15 protein-coding genes are annotated in these 14,816 nt (G+C 64.5%); 5 read left to right on the top strand and 10 right to left on the bottom strand.

Features of this window, described 5'->3' with window-relative positions; all coding sequences use genetic code 11:
• Position 1 precedes the first annotated feature (1 nt).
• A complete protein-coding gene (locus tag ETW24_RS06475; RefSeq protein ID WP_129370274.1) occupies positions 2-439 on the bottom strand; it encodes a low molecular weight protein-tyrosine-phosphatase in 438 nt (145 codons plus the stop codon).
• A 49-nt stretch (positions 440-488) separates the two neighbouring features.
• Between ETW24_RS06475 and ETW24_RS06470 the strand changes: the two genes are divergently transcribed.
• Positions 489-1,187 carry an NAD-dependent deacylase gene (locus ETW24_RS06470; RefSeq protein WP_129370273.1) on the top strand — a complete coding sequence of 233 codons (699 nt, stop codon included), beginning with the start codon at positions 489-491 and terminating at the stop codon, positions 1,185-1,187.
• 101 nt (positions 1,188-1,288) lie between these two features.
• Here ETW24_RS06470 and ETW24_RS06465 read toward each other — a convergent pair whose 3' ends face one another.
• From ETW24_RS06465 to meaB, 5 genes are all read right to left on the bottom strand, one after another.
• Positions 1,289-1,765 (bottom strand): copper chaperone PCu(A)C, encoded by a 477-nt coding sequence (locus ETW24_RS06465; protein ID WP_129370272.1) that lies wholly within the window; start codon positions 1,763-1,765, stop codon positions 1,289-1,291.
• A 55-nt stretch (positions 1,766-1,820) separates the two neighbouring features.
• A complete protein-coding gene (locus ETW24_RS24460) occupies positions 1,821-2,168 on the bottom strand; it encodes a hypothetical protein (protein WP_205877372.1) in 348 nt (115 codons plus the stop codon).
• 159 nt (positions 2,169-2,327) lie between these two features.
• Complete coding sequence (gene rpmB / locus ETW24_RS06455; RefSeq protein ID WP_129370271.1) at positions 2,328-2,618, bottom strand: 50S ribosomal protein L28; 291 nt, start codon at positions 2,616-2,618, stop codon at positions 2,328-2,330.
• A 150-nt stretch (positions 2,619-2,768) separates the two neighbouring features.
• On the bottom strand, positions 2,769-3,572 hold the full coding sequence (locus tag ETW24_RS06450) for an alpha/beta hydrolase (protein ID WP_129370270.1): 804 nt from the start codon (positions 3,570-3,572) through the stop codon (positions 2,769-2,771).
• A gap of 5 nt (positions 3,573-3,577) precedes the next feature.
• Positions 3,578-4,555 (bottom strand): methylmalonyl Co-A mutase-associated GTPase MeaB, encoded by a 978-nt coding sequence (gene meaB, locus ETW24_RS06445; RefSeq protein ID WP_129370269.1) that lies wholly within the window; start codon positions 4,553-4,555, stop codon positions 3,578-3,580.
• 199 nt (positions 4,556-4,754) lie between these two features.
• Between meaB and hrpB the strand changes: the two genes are divergently transcribed.
• The 3 genes from hrpB to ETW24_RS06430 all read left to right on the top strand — a co-directional run bounded on the left by hrpB (position 4,755) and on the right by ETW24_RS06430 (position 9,554).
• Positions 4,755-7,232 carry an ATP-dependent helicase HrpB gene (gene hrpB, locus ETW24_RS06440; protein ID WP_129370268.1) on the top strand — a complete coding sequence of 826 codons (2,478 nt, stop codon included), beginning with the start codon at positions 4,755-4,757 and terminating at the stop codon, positions 7,230-7,232.
• A gap of 291 nt (positions 7,233-7,523) precedes the next feature.
• Entirely contained in the window at positions 7,524-7,982 is a 459-nt protein-coding gene (locus tag ETW24_RS06435) for an NUDIX hydrolase (protein ID WP_129370267.1), read from the top strand.
• Between the two features lie 90 nt (positions 7,983-8,072).
• Entirely contained in the window at positions 8,073-9,554 is a 1,482-nt protein-coding gene (locus ETW24_RS06430) for an inorganic phosphate transporter (protein WP_129370266.1), read from the top strand.
• A 66-nt stretch (positions 9,555-9,620) separates the two neighbouring features.
• On the opposite strand, the gene ETW24_RS06425 is transcribed toward ETW24_RS06430, so the two are convergent.
• The 4 genes from ETW24_RS06425 to ETW24_RS06410 all read right to left on the bottom strand — a co-directional run bounded on the left by ETW24_RS06425 (position 9,621) and on the right by ETW24_RS06410 (position 13,410).
• Positions 9,621-10,340 (bottom strand): SDR family NAD(P)-dependent oxidoreductase, encoded by a 720-nt coding sequence (locus ETW24_RS06425; protein ID WP_129370265.1) that lies wholly within the window; start codon positions 10,338-10,340, stop codon positions 9,621-9,623.
• 96 nt (positions 10,341-10,436) lie between these two features.
• On the bottom strand, positions 10,437-11,012 hold the full coding sequence (locus tag ETW24_RS06420) for an isochorismatase family protein (protein WP_129370264.1): 576 nt from the start codon (positions 11,010-11,012) through the stop codon (positions 10,437-10,439).
• A gap of 216 nt (positions 11,013-11,228) precedes the next feature.
• Complete coding sequence (argF, locus tag ETW24_RS06415; RefSeq protein WP_129370263.1) at positions 11,229-12,155, bottom strand: ornithine carbamoyltransferase; 927 nt, start codon at positions 12,153-12,155, stop codon at positions 11,229-11,231.
• 79 nt (positions 12,156-12,234) lie between these two features.
• A complete protein-coding gene (locus tag ETW24_RS06410) occupies positions 12,235-13,410 on the bottom strand; it encodes an aspartate aminotransferase family protein (protein WP_129370262.1) in 1,176 nt (391 codons plus the stop codon).
• A 403-nt stretch (positions 13,411-13,813) separates the two neighbouring features.
• Between ETW24_RS06410 and ETW24_RS06405 the strand changes: the two genes are divergently transcribed.
• A complete protein-coding gene (locus tag ETW24_RS06405) occupies positions 13,814-14,731 on the top strand; it encodes a DMT family transporter (protein ID WP_129370261.1) in 918 nt (305 codons plus the stop codon).
• The last annotated feature ends 85 nt before the right edge of the window (positions 14,732-14,816 follow it).

Here is a 14,816-nt window from a genome sequence, read left to right as displayed (position 1 = left end):
GTCAGAGGACCGCTTTGAGGCCCTTGGCAGCAGCCTCGATCAGATCCAGGCAGCCGTCGAAATCGCGGGTATAGTAAGGGTCGGGCACATGACCGGCGCCGGTTTCCGGCGCGTAGTCCGTGAACAGGCGCACCGGGGTTTCATTGCCTACCGGACGCAGGGCCTCGATATTCTCCAGATTGCTGGCGTCCATTGCAATGATCAGATCGAAATCTTCGAAATCACCGCGCCGGAACTGCCGCGCCCGCAGGTCCGAGATATCCAGCCCCCGCGCCTGCGCTGCTACCTGCATCGGGCCGTATGGCGGCTCGCCTGCGTGATAGGAGGCCGTGCCGGCACTGTCGGTTTCTACATCCGGGCACAACGCGCGGAACACGCCTTCGGCCGCCGGGGAGCGGCAGATGTTTCCTAGGCAGACAAACAGAATACAGGTAGGCATGCGTCTATGGCTCCTGTGAATAGGGTCAGTGATAGGAGGTTCCGCGGCGATGGGAAAGAGTGTGAAGATTGTCATCCTGACCGGCGCCGGGATTTCCGCCGAAAGCGGGCTGGGCACCTTCCGCGACGAGGGCGGCCTCTGGGCGCAGCACCGGATCGAGGATGTGGCAACACCCGAAGGGTTTGCCCGCAACCCGGATCTGGTGCATCGCTTTTACAATGCCCGCCGCGCCCAGGCGGCTGAGGCCAGGCCTAATGCGGCGCATCAGGCGCTGGCGCGGCTGCAAAGGGAACATCCGGGCGAGGTGGTGATCGTTACCCAGAATGTGGACACCCTGCACGAGGCCGGCGGCGCGGCGGATGTGCTGCATATGCACGGCAGGCTGGAAGGCGCTGTTTGCGCCACCTGCGGCCATAGCTGGACTGCACCGATGGAAATGCAGACCGGACACCCCTGCCCCGCCTGTGCGGCGCCCGCGGGCCGTCCCGGCGTGGTCTGGTTCGGCGAGATGCCGTATTTCATGGAAGAGATCTACACCCATCTCGCAGATGCGGATCTGTATGCCGCCATCGGCACCTCGGGCGAGGTCTACCCGGCTGCCGCCTTTGTCGATGAGGCGCATCTGGCGGGCGCCCATACGGTGGAGCTGAACCTGGAACCCTCTGCCACCGCCTCCCGCTTTGCCGAGCGCCGCTTTGGTCCCGCCACCGAAACCGTCCCGGCCTGGGTGGCAGGACTGCTGGGCTGATCCTGGACACCAAAAAGCCCGCCATCCGGCGGGCTTTGGGCGCGAAGGAGGGCTGCGGCGCAGCCTGACGCCGCGCCCGCCCTACTCTATCGTGCCCGGGTTCAGTTTGAGTGGCTGCCGTGACCTTCGGCTTTGCGTTCCAAATCGACCGGCACTTCGATTTCGACTTCGCCGGCGTTTTCGAACACCAACGTGACTTTGACCACATCGCCATGGTTCAGCGCCTGGTTCAACCCCATGAACATGATGTGGTCGCCGCCGCGCTTCAGCATATGGGTGTCGCCCTCGGCAATGGCAAAGCCTTCTTCGACATGCATCATCTTCATGACACCGTCATCACCTTCCTTGTGGGTGTGCAGCTGCACCCTGGCGGCCACATCCGAGCGGACATCGATCAGCCGGTCATCCGCATGGGTCTGGTTCATGATCGCCATGAAAGCAGCACCGGCCTTGGCGGTGGGCGAGGACACCCGTGCGTATTGGTCATGGACCATGATTTTGTGGGCACCGTCTGCAAAAGCGGACCCGGCCAATGCGGCTGCCGCAGCGGCGGCAAGGAATACAGATTTCAGGGACATTTTGTGCCTCCTCATAAGAAACGATTGAATTTTGGGGAAATGGGCTTGTCTGCAATCAGGCCGCAGGCGGCGAACGTGCGCTGGCCCTTGGTTTGAAATAGCTGCCAATGGCGGCCTTATGCGAAACCGCGTGCACACGGCCCGCCGACTGCCCGGAAACCGGCAGCGTGGCAGGCGGCGCCACGGCATCCAGCAAATGCATCACGCAATCAGGGCAGCTGTGCGGCGGCTGGACCGGCTGGCCTTCGCTGTCCACATAGATAACTTCCGGCCCCAAACCTGTGCAGATCACCATCTGCCCGGCCGCATCGCGCATACCCTGCCGTGCAGCAGCGCTATGGCCTGTCAGGGCAACCGCAAGGGCCAGGAACAGGCCAAGGTAAAGGCGCAGAATGTGTTTCATCACAGGCAGATATGCCCGCCCTGTACCGCCGCCGCAAGAGCCATCACCGCGGCAGATTGCGCAAACGCAAACACCGCGCTTGATTGCTCATGCGCGGTGTCTGTAAGTGTAACTGAAATCCAGTGAAAGGATCAGGCCAGTTCGGCCAATCAAGGCCTATCAGGCCTCGGCGGCTTGTGCCTTGGCGATCTCTTTTTTCACTTTCAGGGCGGTGTCGGACAGCTCTTCGTTCTTGGCTTTTGCCAGGAAGGCGTCCAGACCGCCACGGTGATCAACCGAGCGCAGGGCTGCTGCGGAGATCTTCAGCTTGACGCCGCGGCCCAGGGTCTCGGACTGCAGGGTCACATCATTCAGGTTCGGCAGAAACCGGCGGCGGGTTCTGTTTTTCGCGTGGCTGACATTGTTGCCAGTCATCGGGCCTTTTCCGGTCAGTTCGCAACGGCGCGACATATCATCATCCTTCGTTTTTCGGAGGTCCGGAGCAGATCCGGACCAAATCACAAGGGGCGCTGCCATTGGCTGCGCCCGAAAACTGGTCCGCTGCTCATACGATCAACCAGCAACAGCGTCAAGTGATTCAACTCAGCTTTCTTGAGGCGTTTACTGCCCGTTTTCCTGTTCGGCTGCAAGCCTTTCAAGCCGGGCGTCCGCCGCGGCGCCAAGCTGCGGCCTGCCGCAGTGGCGCGCAACCCGCGCCAAGCGCCGCCAATAGGTCTGCGAGCGCCTGCGCCGCTCTCTGTGCAGGCCCAGAACCCGCGCCGCAGTCAGCGGGCCTGTGTGCAGCATCGACTGCAGATCCCAGAAACTGCCGCCCTCGCGGATCACCTGGCTGGCGGGATGGCCGCCGCAGGACACCCGGCACAGTTGCAAGTCCGGAAACACCGCCTGTATGTACAGCGCATGGTTCAGATCCATCTTGCGGAACGGATCGAACAGCACCACCCCTTTCACACCGTGGCGGCCATAACGGATCAGGTCGCCCAGCGCTTCATCGAAAGCGGCCGCTTCCTTGCGGCGGCGGTCATGCGGCACCGCACCTTGCGCAATGGTGTATTGCGGCGAGACAGCGATCAGCCGCTTCAGGTTCAGCGCCGAAGAAAACCGCAGCGCCCCGTAGCCGCCCATGGAAAACCCCATGGCCGCCGCGTCCCTATAGCCCTTGGTCAGGTCTTTCAGGCTGCGCGACAGCGCCTGGGTTTCGCTGTTTACATACCAGTCGTTGTCGCGGCACTGGATATGCAGATGCGCATAGCCGTGCCGGGTCATGTTTTTCACCGGGCCGCGGTCTTCGAATTCGCCCGCCACGGCAACCCGCTGGCGGAAGGTCGCAAACAGGCGCTTTGCCCCCGCGTTGAACAGCGAGGCGCGCAATTTTTCGCCGTCAAAGACCCGGATCTCCTGCATGGCGGTCAGCCCTTCAGATGGTCCTGCAGCATCTGCTGCGCCGCCGCCGCCGGGGTCAGCGCACCCTTGGCCACCTGGCCGGACAGCTCTGCCATGGCGGATTGGGCACTGGCGGTATGCAGCCGCGCCAGCAATGCCTGGCGCACTTCCTGATCGAACCAGTAGCAGGATTGATCCGCGCGCCGCCGCTCCCAATGACCGTTGTCGCGGCGCCAGGCGGTCAGCGCCTGCATCTCCTCCCAGGCTTGCTCCAGCCCGTGTTCCTCGACTGCCGAGACCATCAGCGCCTTGGGGAAGCCCTCGGGGTCCTGCGGGCGCTTGCGCAACAGGCGCAGGGCACCGGCGTAGTCAGCGCAGGTGCGGGTCGCGACCGGTTTCAATGGACCGTCGGCCTTGTTGACCAGGATGAGGTCGGCCATTTCCATGATACCGCGCTTCACGCCCTGCAGCTCATCGCCGCCAGCAGGTGCCAGCAGAAGCAGGAACAGGTCCGACATCTCGGCCACCACGGTTTCCGACTGGCCGACGCCGACGGTTTCAACCAGCACCACGTCAAACCCTGCCGCCTCGCACAGGGCCACCGCCTCGCGCGAGCGGCGGGCGACGCCGCCCAGGTGGGTCTGGCTGGGGGACGGGCGGATAAAGGCGTTCTTGTCGCGGCTGAGGCGCTCCATCCGGGTCTTGTCGCCCAGGATCGAACCGCCGGAGCGCGCCGAGCTGGGGTCCACCGCCAGCACCGCAACGCGCAGGCCCAGCGCTGTCAGCATCATGCCGAAGCTTTCGATGAAGGTGGACTTACCCACCCCCGGTGTGCCCGACAGGCCGATGCGCAGCGACTGGCGTTTGTGTTTTGCCAGCTCCGACAGCAGTTCCTGCGCCTTGGTACGGTGATCATCGCGGCCGCTTTCCACCAGGGTGATGGCGCGGGCCAGGGCCCGGCGGTCGCCGGCCAGGATCTTCTGCTTCAGCTGTTCGGTATCCATGCGTGTCTTCCTGTCGTGATGGGCGGACCTTGGCGCATGCGTGGCCGCAAAGTCCAGTCCCTGCCGTTTGCCGCACAACCTACATCAGCCGATGCCGCAGAAAAGGCGGCAAATCCGCCGCGCTTGATCCGGTTTGCGCAGGCTCTGCCCCGGCGGACTGGCCGCTGGACCTGACCGCCGGCTTTGGCGATAAGGCGGCATGACCAGATTGCCGATCGAAGACGCCCTCCCCGAACTGCTGGACGCCCTGCGCGGCCATCGCCGTGCCGTGCTGCAGGCGCCGCCGGGTGCAGGCAAGACCACGCGGGTGCCGCTGGCGATGCTGGAGGCGGCGTTGACCCAGGGCCGCATTGTGATGCTGGAACCCCGCCGCTTGGCCGCCCGCGCCGCCGCCGAACGGATGGCGGAAACGCTGGGCGAGAAACCCGGCCAGACCGTCGGCTATAGGGTGCGAGGCGATGCCAAGGTTTCCAGGTCCACCCGGATCGAGGTGGTGACCGAGGGCATCCTGACCCGGATGCTGCAGTCGGACCCGGACCTGCCCGGCATCGGCGCGGTGATCTTTGATGAATTCCACGAACGCTCGCTGAACGCCGATCTGGGGCTTGCCCTGTGTCTTGAGGTGGCGGGCGCCCTGCGCGATGACCTGATCCTGATGGCAATGTCGGCAACGCTGGACGCGGAACCGGTGGCGGCGCTGATGGACGCACCGATGGTCACCTCCGAGGGGCGCAGCTATCCGGTGGAGACGCGCTGGCTGGAACGCCCTCTGCCTGCCCAGGCCCGGCGCGGCGATGCACTGGCGGATCTGGTGGTGCAGGCGGAAAGGGACACCCGCAGCGCAGGCCGGGATCAGGGCGGCGGCATTCTGGTGTTTCTGCCCGGCGAGGGCGAAATCCGCCGCGCCGCCGGTGCCTTGGCCAAACGCCTGCCCGGCCATTGCCATATCCGCCCCTTGTTCGGCGCCCTGCCCTTTGCCGAGCAGCGCGCCGCCATTCAGCCCGAGAAGGAAGGGCGCAAGGTGGTGCTGGCAACCTCGATTGCCGAAACCTCGCTGACCATTCAGGATATCCGGGTGGTGGTGGATATGGGGCAGTCCAGGCGGGCGCGGTTTGACCCCGGCTCCGGCATGTCGCGGCTGGTGACCGAGAAAGTGACCCGCGCCGAGGCCACCCAGCGCCAGGGCCGAGCAGGCCGGGTGGCCAAGGGCGTCTGCTACCGGCTGTGGACCAAGGGCGAAGAAGGCGCGCTGATGGGTTTCGCCCCGGCCGAGATTGAAAGCGCCGACCTTACGGATCTGGCGCTGGAGCTGGCATTGTGGGGGGCAGCGCCGGAGGATCTGTCGTTCCTCAGCCCGCCGCCTGCCGGCGCGCTGAGCGAAGCGCAAGCGCTGCTGCAGATGCTGGGCGCGTTGACCGCGCAGGGGCGGATCACCGAACACGGCAAGGCGCTCTCATCCCTGCCGCTGCATCCCCGCCTTGGCCACATGCTGCTGACCGCCGGCCCGGCTGCGGCGCCGCTGGCAGCCCTCTTGAGCGAGCGCGACCCGCTGCGCGGGGCCCCTGCCGATCTGTTATTGCGGCTGAAGGCGCTAAAGGATCCCAAGGGGTTTGAACGCGCCCGCCCCTATCAGCTGAACCGCCCAGTGGTGGAACGGATCAAAAGCGAGGCCCGGCGGTTGGAACAGCAGGCCGGGCGCGGCACCGGTAATGTTACGGGTACTGGCATGCTGTCCCCGGCAGCGATGGCCGCGTTGGCCTATCCCGACCGCATCGGGCAGCGGCGCAAGGGCGACGCGCCGCGGTTTGTGCTGTCCGGCGGCAAGGGCGCGGTGCTGGAAAGCAGCGACACGCTGGCGGGCGCGCCTTTCATCGTGGCGCTGGACACCGACGGCAACCCGCGTGAAGCCAGGATCCGGATGGCGGCGCAGATCTCCCAAAGCGAAATCCGCGAACTGTTTGCGGATCAGATCGCTTGGGATGATATGTGCGAGTGGTCCAAGCGTGACCGCCGGGTGACGGCCCGCCAGCAGGAGCGGCTGGGTGCCGTCGTGCTGGATGACCGGATCTGGAATGACGTGCCGCCGGACGCGGTGGCGCGGGCGATGCTGGACGGCGTGCGCGACCTCGGCCTGCGGCTGACCGGCGCCGCGGCGCGGCTTGCCGCACGGGTGGAGCTGGTGCGCGGCGAAGGACATGATTTGCCGGATTTCTCCCTCCCCGGCCTGACGGATACGCTGGAAGACTGGCTGCTGCCGATGTTGGACGGGGTGAAATCTGCCGGGGACTGGAAACGTTTCGACCTGCTGCCCGCGCTGCGTGCCGCCCTCAACTGGGAGCAGACGCAGCTTCTGGACCGCGAGGCGCCGGGCAGTTTCATCACGCCGCTGGGGCGCAAGATCCCGATCAGCTATGACGGTGAAGTGCCGGAAATCTCCGTCCGCCTGCAGGAGCTGTTCGGCGTCAGCCGCCACCCATGCGTGGGCGGCGTTCCGCTGAAGATAGCCCTTTTGTCCCCGGCACAGCGCCCGATTCAAATCACCCGCGACCTGCCAGGTTTTTGGGCGGGGTCATACGCGGACGTCCGCAAGGACATGCGCGCGCAATACCCCAGGCACCCCTGGCCCGAGGACCCCACACAGGAAGATCCGACATTGCGGGCAAAACGGCGCAAATAGCCACCCGCAGCGCGCCGCAAGGCGCGCTGCCCGGCCCAACGGCCGGCGGCGCATCTGTGATGCGCTGTCCTGGCGGCGGGAGCCCTGCCCGTCCGGGGCTGCCCGGCACCCGAAGCGGCGGCACCGCGACGCTTCGCGGCGAACGCAAACGGTGCATAAATGCGGCGGCCTGCGCGCCGCCCCCGGCGGCATATCTCAGGCCGCGGCCTTGAATCTCCGGGCATTCAGGCTTACTTTCCCACAATTCCACACAAAACACGGGACCAACCCAACCACAAAGGCTGAGCATATATGACAAGCACTCTGATCCGCGCCTGGGAAGAAATTCTCAAGCCGATGCTGAAACGACCAAACCGCCTGCAAGTCGCCGCGCTGTGCTGCCGCACCGGCGAGGACGGCAAAGAAGTGCTGATGATCACCAGCCGTGGCACCGGCCGCTGGATCCTGCCCAAAGGCTGGCCGGTCGAGGGCAAGGACGGACCGGATTCCGCCCTGCAGGAAGCCTGGGAAGAAGCGGGCGTCCGCGAGGCCCGCATTTCGCAAAAGCCGATCGGTGAGTACAACTACACCAAATACCACGACAACGGCACCGAAGAACCGGTGACGACGCTGATTTTCTCCGCCGAGGTGGAGCAGCTGACCGACGACTACCCCGAATCCGCTGAACGCAACCGCCAATGGATGCGCCCGGAACAGGCCGCAACGCTGGTGCAGGAGCCGCAGCTGCAGGAGCTTTTGCGTCAATTGTAAAAGTTATGTGACATTTTCATGTCTAACGCTTGATCCGTGACCGGAGCAGCGTTAGGCGCGTGCGCAGACCTCGGAATCAGGAATGCGACGATGAGCGATCAAGATCAGCGCACGCAGTGGAACACGCTGGACAAGGATCTGAACAGGATCTCCCAGCTCGAACTGGCGACAGCCTATGCCTCCCGGCCTCTGGTGGGGCCCGGTATCGCACTGGCCTTTATCGTAGTGGCCGGCCTGGCGGCCGGCGTCTTCTTCGGCGGCTCGGCGATGAATATGGTGGTGATCGCCGCCGCCGCATTCGGCGCCTATATGGCGATCAACATCGGCGCCAATGACGTTGCCAACAACATGGGGCCGGCGGTGGGCGCCAATGCGCTGACCATGGGCGGCGCCATTGTGATTGCCGCCATTGCCGAAAGCGCCGGTGCGCTGCTGGCGGGCGGTGACGTGGTTTCAACCATCTCCAAGGGCATCATCGACCCCGCTGCGGTTTCCAGCAGCAGCGTGTTCATCTGGGCGATGATGGCAGCCCTCATTTCCTCGGCGCTGTGGGTGAACCTGGCCACCTGGGTCGGCGCGCCTGTGTCTACCACCCATTCGGTGGTTGGCGGCGTGCTGGGCGCCGGTGTGGCTGCCGCAGGCATTGCCGCGGTGAACTGGCCCACCATGGGCAAGATCGCCGCCAGCTGGGTGATTTCGCCCGTTTTGGGCGGGGTGGTTGCGGCACTGTTCCTGGCCTTCATCAAGGCCAAGATCATCTATCAGGACGACAAGATCGCCGCCGCCCGGCGCTGGGTGCCGGTGCTGGTGGGGATCATGGCAGGCGCCTTTGCCGCCTATCTGGCGCTGAAGGGCCTGAAGCGGATCGTCAAGATCGACCTGCAGACCGCACTGCTGATCGGTGCAGGCGCCGGGGCGCTGTCTTATGTGATCACCGCGCCGCTGATCAAGCGCCAGTCCGAGGGCATGGAAAACCGCAACAAATCGCTGAAGGCGCTGTTCGGCCTGCCGCTGGTGATTTCCGCCGCCCTTCTTTCCTTTGCCCATGGCGCCAATGATGTCGCCAATGCGGTCGGTCCGCTGGCGGCCATCGTGCACGCCACCGAATTCGGCGACTTCGCCTCCAAAGTCACCATTCCCACATGGGTGATGGTCATCGGCGCCTTCGGCATTTCGTTCGGCCTGTTCCTGTTCGGCCCCAAACTGATCCGCATGGTCGGCAGCCAGATCACCAAGCTGAACCCGATGCGTGCCTTCTGCGTGTCGCTGTCTGCCGCCATCACCGTGATTGTGGCCAGCTGGCTGGGCCTGCCGGTCTCCTCCACCCATATCGCGGTGGGGGCGGTGTTCGGCGTCGGGTTTTTCCGCGAATGGCACATGGAGCGCCGCCTGAAGAAAACCGTTGAAGGGCGCCCGGCAGCCAAGCGTATCGCCCCCGAAGAACGCCGCCGCCGCAAGCTGGTGCGCCGCAGCCACTTTATGACCATCGTGGCTGCCTGGGTGATTACTGTGCCTGCTGCCGCGCTGCTGTCAGCGGTAATCTTCCTGCTGCTGAACGCCATCGTCGGCTGATCCGCACTGCCGCGGCATTTTACAGCCCCCGCGCCAGCCGGCTGCGGGGGCTTTTCTTTTCGCGGTTCAAAACCTCTCCACCCAGGGCCGCAGCACCAGCTCGTCGCTCCAGGCTGAGCGGTTCTGATTGATCAAGTGCATGTATTCGGCAGCGATGGCATCCGGATCCAGCATGCTGTCGGGATTGCCCGAGGCCTCGGTCCGTTCGGGCCGCGATGCATTGCGGATGCCGCCATCGATATTGACCCAGGCGACATGGATGCCTTGGGGGTGCAGTTCCCGCGCCATGGCTTGCGCCAGGCCCCGCTGTGCAAATTTCCCCATCGCAAAAGGCGCCGACAAAGCAAACCCCTTCACACCCGCCGAGGCGCCGGTGAACAGGATGGTTCCGCGCCGCCCGTTTGCGGGCTGCTGTGACAGCATCCGCCGCGCCGCCGCCTGTCCCAGCAGAAAGGCGCCGTAAGCCGTGACCTCCACCGCCTTGCGGACGGTTTCCGGGTCCAACTCCGTAAGCGGTCCGCGGACACGGGCGGAGGGGTTGTAGCAAGCCACCCGCAAATCCCCTCGCAGGCTCTCCACAAGCTGCCCGATCCCATCGCCATCAGTGCCATCCACCTGATGCAGCCGCGCGCCGGTTTCTGCGGCCAGATCTTCCAGGTTGCCAATGCTGCGCGCCGCAAGATGCAGCGCATAGCCGGCATCTGACAGCTGCCGGGCAAAAGAGGCGGACAAGCCCGTTCCCGCCCCCACGATCAGCGCAACCGGTTTCGATGATGTCTGTGCCATGCCGGAACCTCCCCTGTTGTGACACTGGAAAGCTGGTGGCCATTCCGCCCCGGTTCAAGGACCCGCAACTGCGGATCATCGCGTCACCTTTGTGGTTCAGGCGGGCGCGGCTGCCGGCAATTGCGCAAGGATCTCCGACGCAGGCAGCACCGTGCCAAAGTCGGCATGCAGCGCCGACAACGTCACCTCCAGCACCTGCCCGGCGTCCAGCTCGCCACCTTTGCGCGCAGGCAGCGAGAACGCGATCAGCGCATCCTCAACAACCTGGATTTCAAACCCCAGGTTGGCTGCTGAACGGGCGGTCGAGTTGACGCAGAAGGCCGCAACCCCGCCTGCAATCACCAGCCGGGAGGTGCCGCAGTCGCGCAGATGCTGTTCCAGCCCGGTGCCAACAAACCCGGAGGAGCCTGTTTTCCAGAACACCGCCTCGCCTTCCGCCGGCATGGCGCATTCCATCGGCTGACCGCTGGGCAGATCGCGGCGGAACTTGCTGATCTGCTGCGGGTCGTCGTGCATCACATGCACAACCGGCAGGCCGGCTGCGCGGAAAGCGGCAGCCAGACCTGCGATCTTCTCCTCGGCCTGCGGATTGGCCCGCTGGCGGCCGGAGGCGGTCACATTTGCCATCTCCTGCTGCATGTCGACAATCAGCAAAGCTGTGGTCCGGTCCATGAAAAATCCCTCGCGCTTGAATACCGGCGCGAGGATTGCAGAGCTGAACAGCATAAGCCAGCGCAATTCCCTTTCCACCGGACCAAAAACGGACGGCCCGCGCAAAACGCACTGCGCCGGGCCAAAGGCCCGGCGCCACGCCCAACTGGCAAGGTTCATTCTATTGAATGCACCGCAGCAGGCGGGAGCACCCGCCCTCCGCGCAAACAGCAGAGGTCAGCCGCCGATGCACCAGCGCATGACAGCCTTTTGCGCATGCAGCCGGTTTTCCGCCTCGTCAAAGATCACCGATTGCGGGCCGTCCATCACGGCGCTTGTCACCTCTTCCTCGCGGTGGGCTGGCAGGCAGTGCATGAACAGCGCGTCAGGTTTGGCAGCGGCCATCAGATCGTCATTCACCTGATAGGGGCGCAGCATGTTGTGGCGGCGCTCTTTGGAGGACTGGCTGTCATGCATCGACACCCAGGTGTCGGCCACAATCAGATCGGCGCCCTCAACCGCTTTGAACGCGTCCCGCTCAACGGTCACCTTGGAGCCCGCCTTGCGCGCCAGACCGATGAACTCCTCCTCCGGATCCAATTGCGCCGGGCCGGTGAAAGTGAGGTCGAACCCGAACTGCCCGGCGGCATGCAGGAAGGAGGCACAGACGTTATTGCCGTCGCCGGCCCAGACCACTTTCCTGCCCTTGATCGACCCGCGGTGCTCCTCATAGGTCAGCACGTCGGCCATGATCTGGCAGGGGTGGGTGCGGTCCGTCAGGCCGTTGATCACCGGCACGTCCGAGTATTCCGCCATCTCGGTCAGCACAGTTTCGTCAAAGGTGCGGATCATGATCATGTCGACGTAGCGGCTGAGCACGCGGGCGGTGTCAGCAATGGTCTCACCATGGCCCAGCTGCATGTCCTTGCCCGACAGCACCATGGTCTGGCCGCCCATCTGGCGCACCCCGGCGTCAAAGGACACCCGGGTCCGGGTCGAGGGTTTTTCAAAGATCAGCGCCACCATCCGGTCCTTCAGCGGCAGCTCATCATCCATGGCGGCCTTGGGCTGGCCAAGGCGCGCCAGTTTGGTGGCCTTTGCCTGGTCGATGATCGCCCGCAGGTCGGATGGATCGGTTTTGTGGATGTCGAGAAAATGGTTCATCACTGTATCGCTTCTGGCTAGCGAAGGCCGGGGGCTGCCTGCCCCCGGACCCCCGGGAGTATTTATCCAAAGGTGAAGATCAGGCGGCTTCGACCTGGGCGGCGGTTTTTTCCAGGCGGTTGACCGCTTCGGTGATGTCCTCGTCGGTCAGGGTCAGCGGCGGCAGCAGGCGGATCACGTTGTCCGCTGCCGGGACGGTGATCAATTCGTTGCTGTAGCCCGCGTTAACCACGTCAATGTTGACCGCCTTGCACTTGAGGCCCAGCATCAGACCGGAGCCGCGCACCTCTTCAAACACCTCCGGGTGGTCGGCAACCAGTCCTTCGAGCTTTTGCCGGAACAGACCCGACTTGCGTTTCACCTCAGCCAGAAACTCAGGCTCCGCGACATGATCCATCACCGCGCAGCCCACGGCGCAGCCCAACGGGTTGCCGCCATAGGTGGAGCCATGGGTGCCCGCAGTCATGCCGCTGGCGGCCTCTTCCGAAGCCAGCACCGCGCCCAACGGGAAGCCGCCGCCGATACCCTTGGCCACCATCATGATGTCCGGGGCGATGCCGGCCCATTCATGGGCAAACAGCTTGCCGGTCCGCCCGACGCCGCATTGCACCTCATCCAGGATCAGCAGCAGGCCGTGCTCATCACAGATTGCGCGCAACGCCTTCAGCTCCGCATCCGGCACCGGGCGGATGCCGCCCTCGCCCTGCACCGGCTCGATCAGGATCGCTGCAGTGTTGTCCGAAATGGCATTGGTCACGCCATCCAGATCGCCAAAGGTCAGATGCACGAAGCCGGGCAGCAGCGGACCAAAGCCCTTGACCATCTTCTCAGACCCTGCAGCGGCGATGCCGGCCGACGACCGGCCATGAAAGGAACCGTCAAAAGTGATGATTTCCACCCGTTCGGGCCGGCCCTTGTCATAGAAATACTTGCGCGCCATTTTCACTGCCAGTTCGCAGGCCTCGGTGCCGGAGTTGGTGAAGAATACGGTGTCGGCAAAGGTATGCTCCACCAGCTTGTCCGCCAGCGCCTGCTGCTGCGGGATGTGGTAGAGGTTAGAGACATGCCACAGGTTCTGCGCTTGGGTGGTCAGCGCCTCCACCAGCGCCGGATGGGCATGGCCCAGCGCATTCACGGCAATGCCGGAGCCCAGATCCAGAAAGCGTCGCCCGTCCGCCGCGGTCAGCCAGGCGCCTTCGCCTTTGACGAACTCAAGCGGTGCACGGTTATAGGTCGGCAGAACGGACGGGATCATCAGGATCATCCTTTTCAAAGGTTGAAGCCAAAGCTGTGCAACAGCTGGGGCCTTGGGTCAACGGTGGGTCAATGATTTTGGAAGGGGATGCGCCATGAAAGGGCACAATGGATCAAAGGGCCGGTCACGCCAGGCGGCGTCGGCGTCGCGAAACGGTGGTATTTGCGCGTTTGATCATGGGTGGGTTCCATAGTGGAGGATTGAGCGAAAGAAAACCCCTTTTGTACAGCCCAGCCCGCCAATCCGCCGCAGCGCCCCGCTCGCCCCTTCACCTTTGCCGAAATATTCCGGGGTGAATTGGTCGCCAGGCCAAGAGGGGCAGCGCCCCTTGCTGCACAAGACTGCTGCCGATTGCAGAGCGTTTTCTCTTGTATCCCGCGGCGGCTTGCCGCACCGCTTTGCCATGACCCGTTACACCCCGCAGAACCCGGCTCTGGCCGCCGCCCTGATCCTTGCCGCGACAACCTTCATCGCAGGCACCACTCTGCTGGCCAAGGCATTGGGAACCGGTAGCCTGGGCGCACCGCTGCATCCGCTGCAAATCAGCCATGGGCGGTTCCTGTTTGCCTTCATGGGCATTTCAACTGCGGTGCTGATCCTGCGGCCCAGGTTCATCCGGCCGCATTGGGGCTATCACATCGGGCGCACCTCCTTCGGCTGGGCCGGGGTGACGCTGATGTTTGCCTCGGTCGCTTACATCCCGCTGGCCGATGCTACCGCGATCACCTTCCTGAACCCGGTGTTCGGCATGCTGCTGGCCATTCCGCTGCTGGGCGAGCGGGTCGGCCCCTGGCGCTGGGGGGCGGCGTTGGTTGCCATGATCGGAGCGATGATCCTCTTGCGCCCTACCCCGGCCAGCTTCCAGCCCGCAGCCTTGCTGGCGCTGGGGGCCGCGGCGGTGATGGGGCTGGAGCTGATTTTCATCAAGAAGCTCGCGGGCCGCGAAGGGCCGCTGCAGGTGCTTTGGTTCAACAACCTGCTGGGCATGATAATCGCAAGCTGCGCCGTGGTGCCGGTCTGGCAAATGCCCAGCCTTGCGCAGTGGGGCGCGCTGGCCGCACTGGGGCTGCTGATGGCCTGTGCCCAGGCCTGTTTCATCAATGGCATGGCCCGCGCTGATGCCTCCTTTGCGGCGCCGTTCAGCTATGCGACGCTGGTCTTTGCAGCCCTTTATGACTTTATTGGCTTTGGCGTGGTGCCGGATGCCATTTCTTTCCTTGGCGCCTTTATCATTCTGGCGGGCGCCGCCATCCTTGCCTGGCGGGAAGGGCGGCCCAGTCCCCCGGCGGGCCGCGCGGCTGCTGCCGCGCACAAGCCTTAGCCGCCCGGCCATCACGAAAAGTTATTTCCGGCGCCAGGCCCGCATGCGACCCTTGCGTCGAAAAACGGCATTTTCCCTGCATCTT

It is taken from the genome of Leisingera sp. NJS204, from assembly GCF_004123675.1.
GTDB lineage: Bacteria > Pseudomonadota > Alphaproteobacteria > Rhodobacterales > Rhodobacteraceae > Leisingera.
The sequence above is the reverse complement of the archived record's forward strand: the minus strand, read 5'-3'. Positions and strand labels throughout refer to the sequence as shown.

What these genes read in the sequence shown, in the direction of transcription:
- ETW24_RS06435 (WP_129370267.1), top strand. Translation starts at nt 7,524, where the DNA reads ATGACAAGCACTCTGATCCGCGCCTGGGAAGAAATTCTCAAGCCGATG.
- ETW24_RS06405 (WP_129370261.1), top strand. Translation starts at nt 13,814, where the DNA reads ATGACCCGTTACACCCCGCAGAACCCGGCTCTGGCCGCCGCCCTGATC.
- ETW24_RS06430 (WP_129370266.1), top strand. Translation starts at nt 8,073, where the DNA reads ATGAGCGATCAAGATCAGCGCACGCAGTGGAACACGCTGGACAAGGAT.
- ETW24_RS06425 (WP_129370265.1), bottom strand. Translation starts at nt 10,340, where the DNA reads ATGGCACAGACATCATCGAAACCGGTTGCGCTGATCGTGGGGGCGGGA.
- ETW24_RS06450 (WP_129370270.1), bottom strand. Translation starts at nt 3,572, where the DNA reads ATGCAGGAGATCCGGGTCTTTGACGGCGAAAAATTGCGCGCCTCGCTG.
- rpmB (WP_129370271.1), bottom strand. Translation starts at nt 2,618, where the DNA reads ATGTCGCGCCGTTGCGAACTGACCGGAAAAGGCCCGATGACTGGCAAC.
- ETW24_RS06420 (WP_129370264.1), bottom strand. Translation starts at nt 11,012, where the DNA reads ATGGACCGGACCACAGCTTTGCTGATTGTCGACATGCAGCAGGAGATG.
- ETW24_RS06465 (WP_129370272.1), bottom strand. Translation starts at nt 1,765, where the DNA reads ATGTCCCTGAAATCTGTATTCCTTGCCGCCGCTGCGGCAGCCGCATTG.
- ETW24_RS06470 (WP_129370273.1), top strand. Translation starts at nt 489, where the DNA reads ATGGGAAAGAGTGTGAAGATTGTCATCCTGACCGGCGCCGGGATTTCC.
- ETW24_RS06475 (WP_129370274.1), bottom strand. Translation starts at nt 439, where the DNA reads ATGCCTACCTGTATTCTGTTTGTCTGCCTAGGAAACATCTGCCGCTCC.
- argF (WP_129370263.1), bottom strand. Translation starts at nt 12,155, where the DNA reads ATGAACCATTTTCTCGACATCCACAAAACCGATCCATCCGACCTGCGG.
- meaB (WP_129370269.1), bottom strand. Translation starts at nt 4,555, where the DNA reads ATGGATACCGAACAGCTGAAGCAGAAGATCCTGGCCGGCGACCGCCGG.
- ETW24_RS06410 (WP_129370262.1), bottom strand. Translation starts at nt 13,410, where the DNA reads ATGATCCCGTCCGTTCTGCCGACCTATAACCGTGCACCGCTTGAGTTC.
- hrpB (WP_129370268.1), top strand. Translation starts at nt 4,755, where the DNA reads ATGACCAGATTGCCGATCGAAGACGCCCTCCCCGAACTGCTGGACGCC.
- ETW24_RS24460 (WP_205877372.1), bottom strand. Translation starts at nt 2,168, where the DNA reads ATGAAACACATTCTGCGCCTTTACCTTGGCCTGTTCCTGGCCCTTGCG.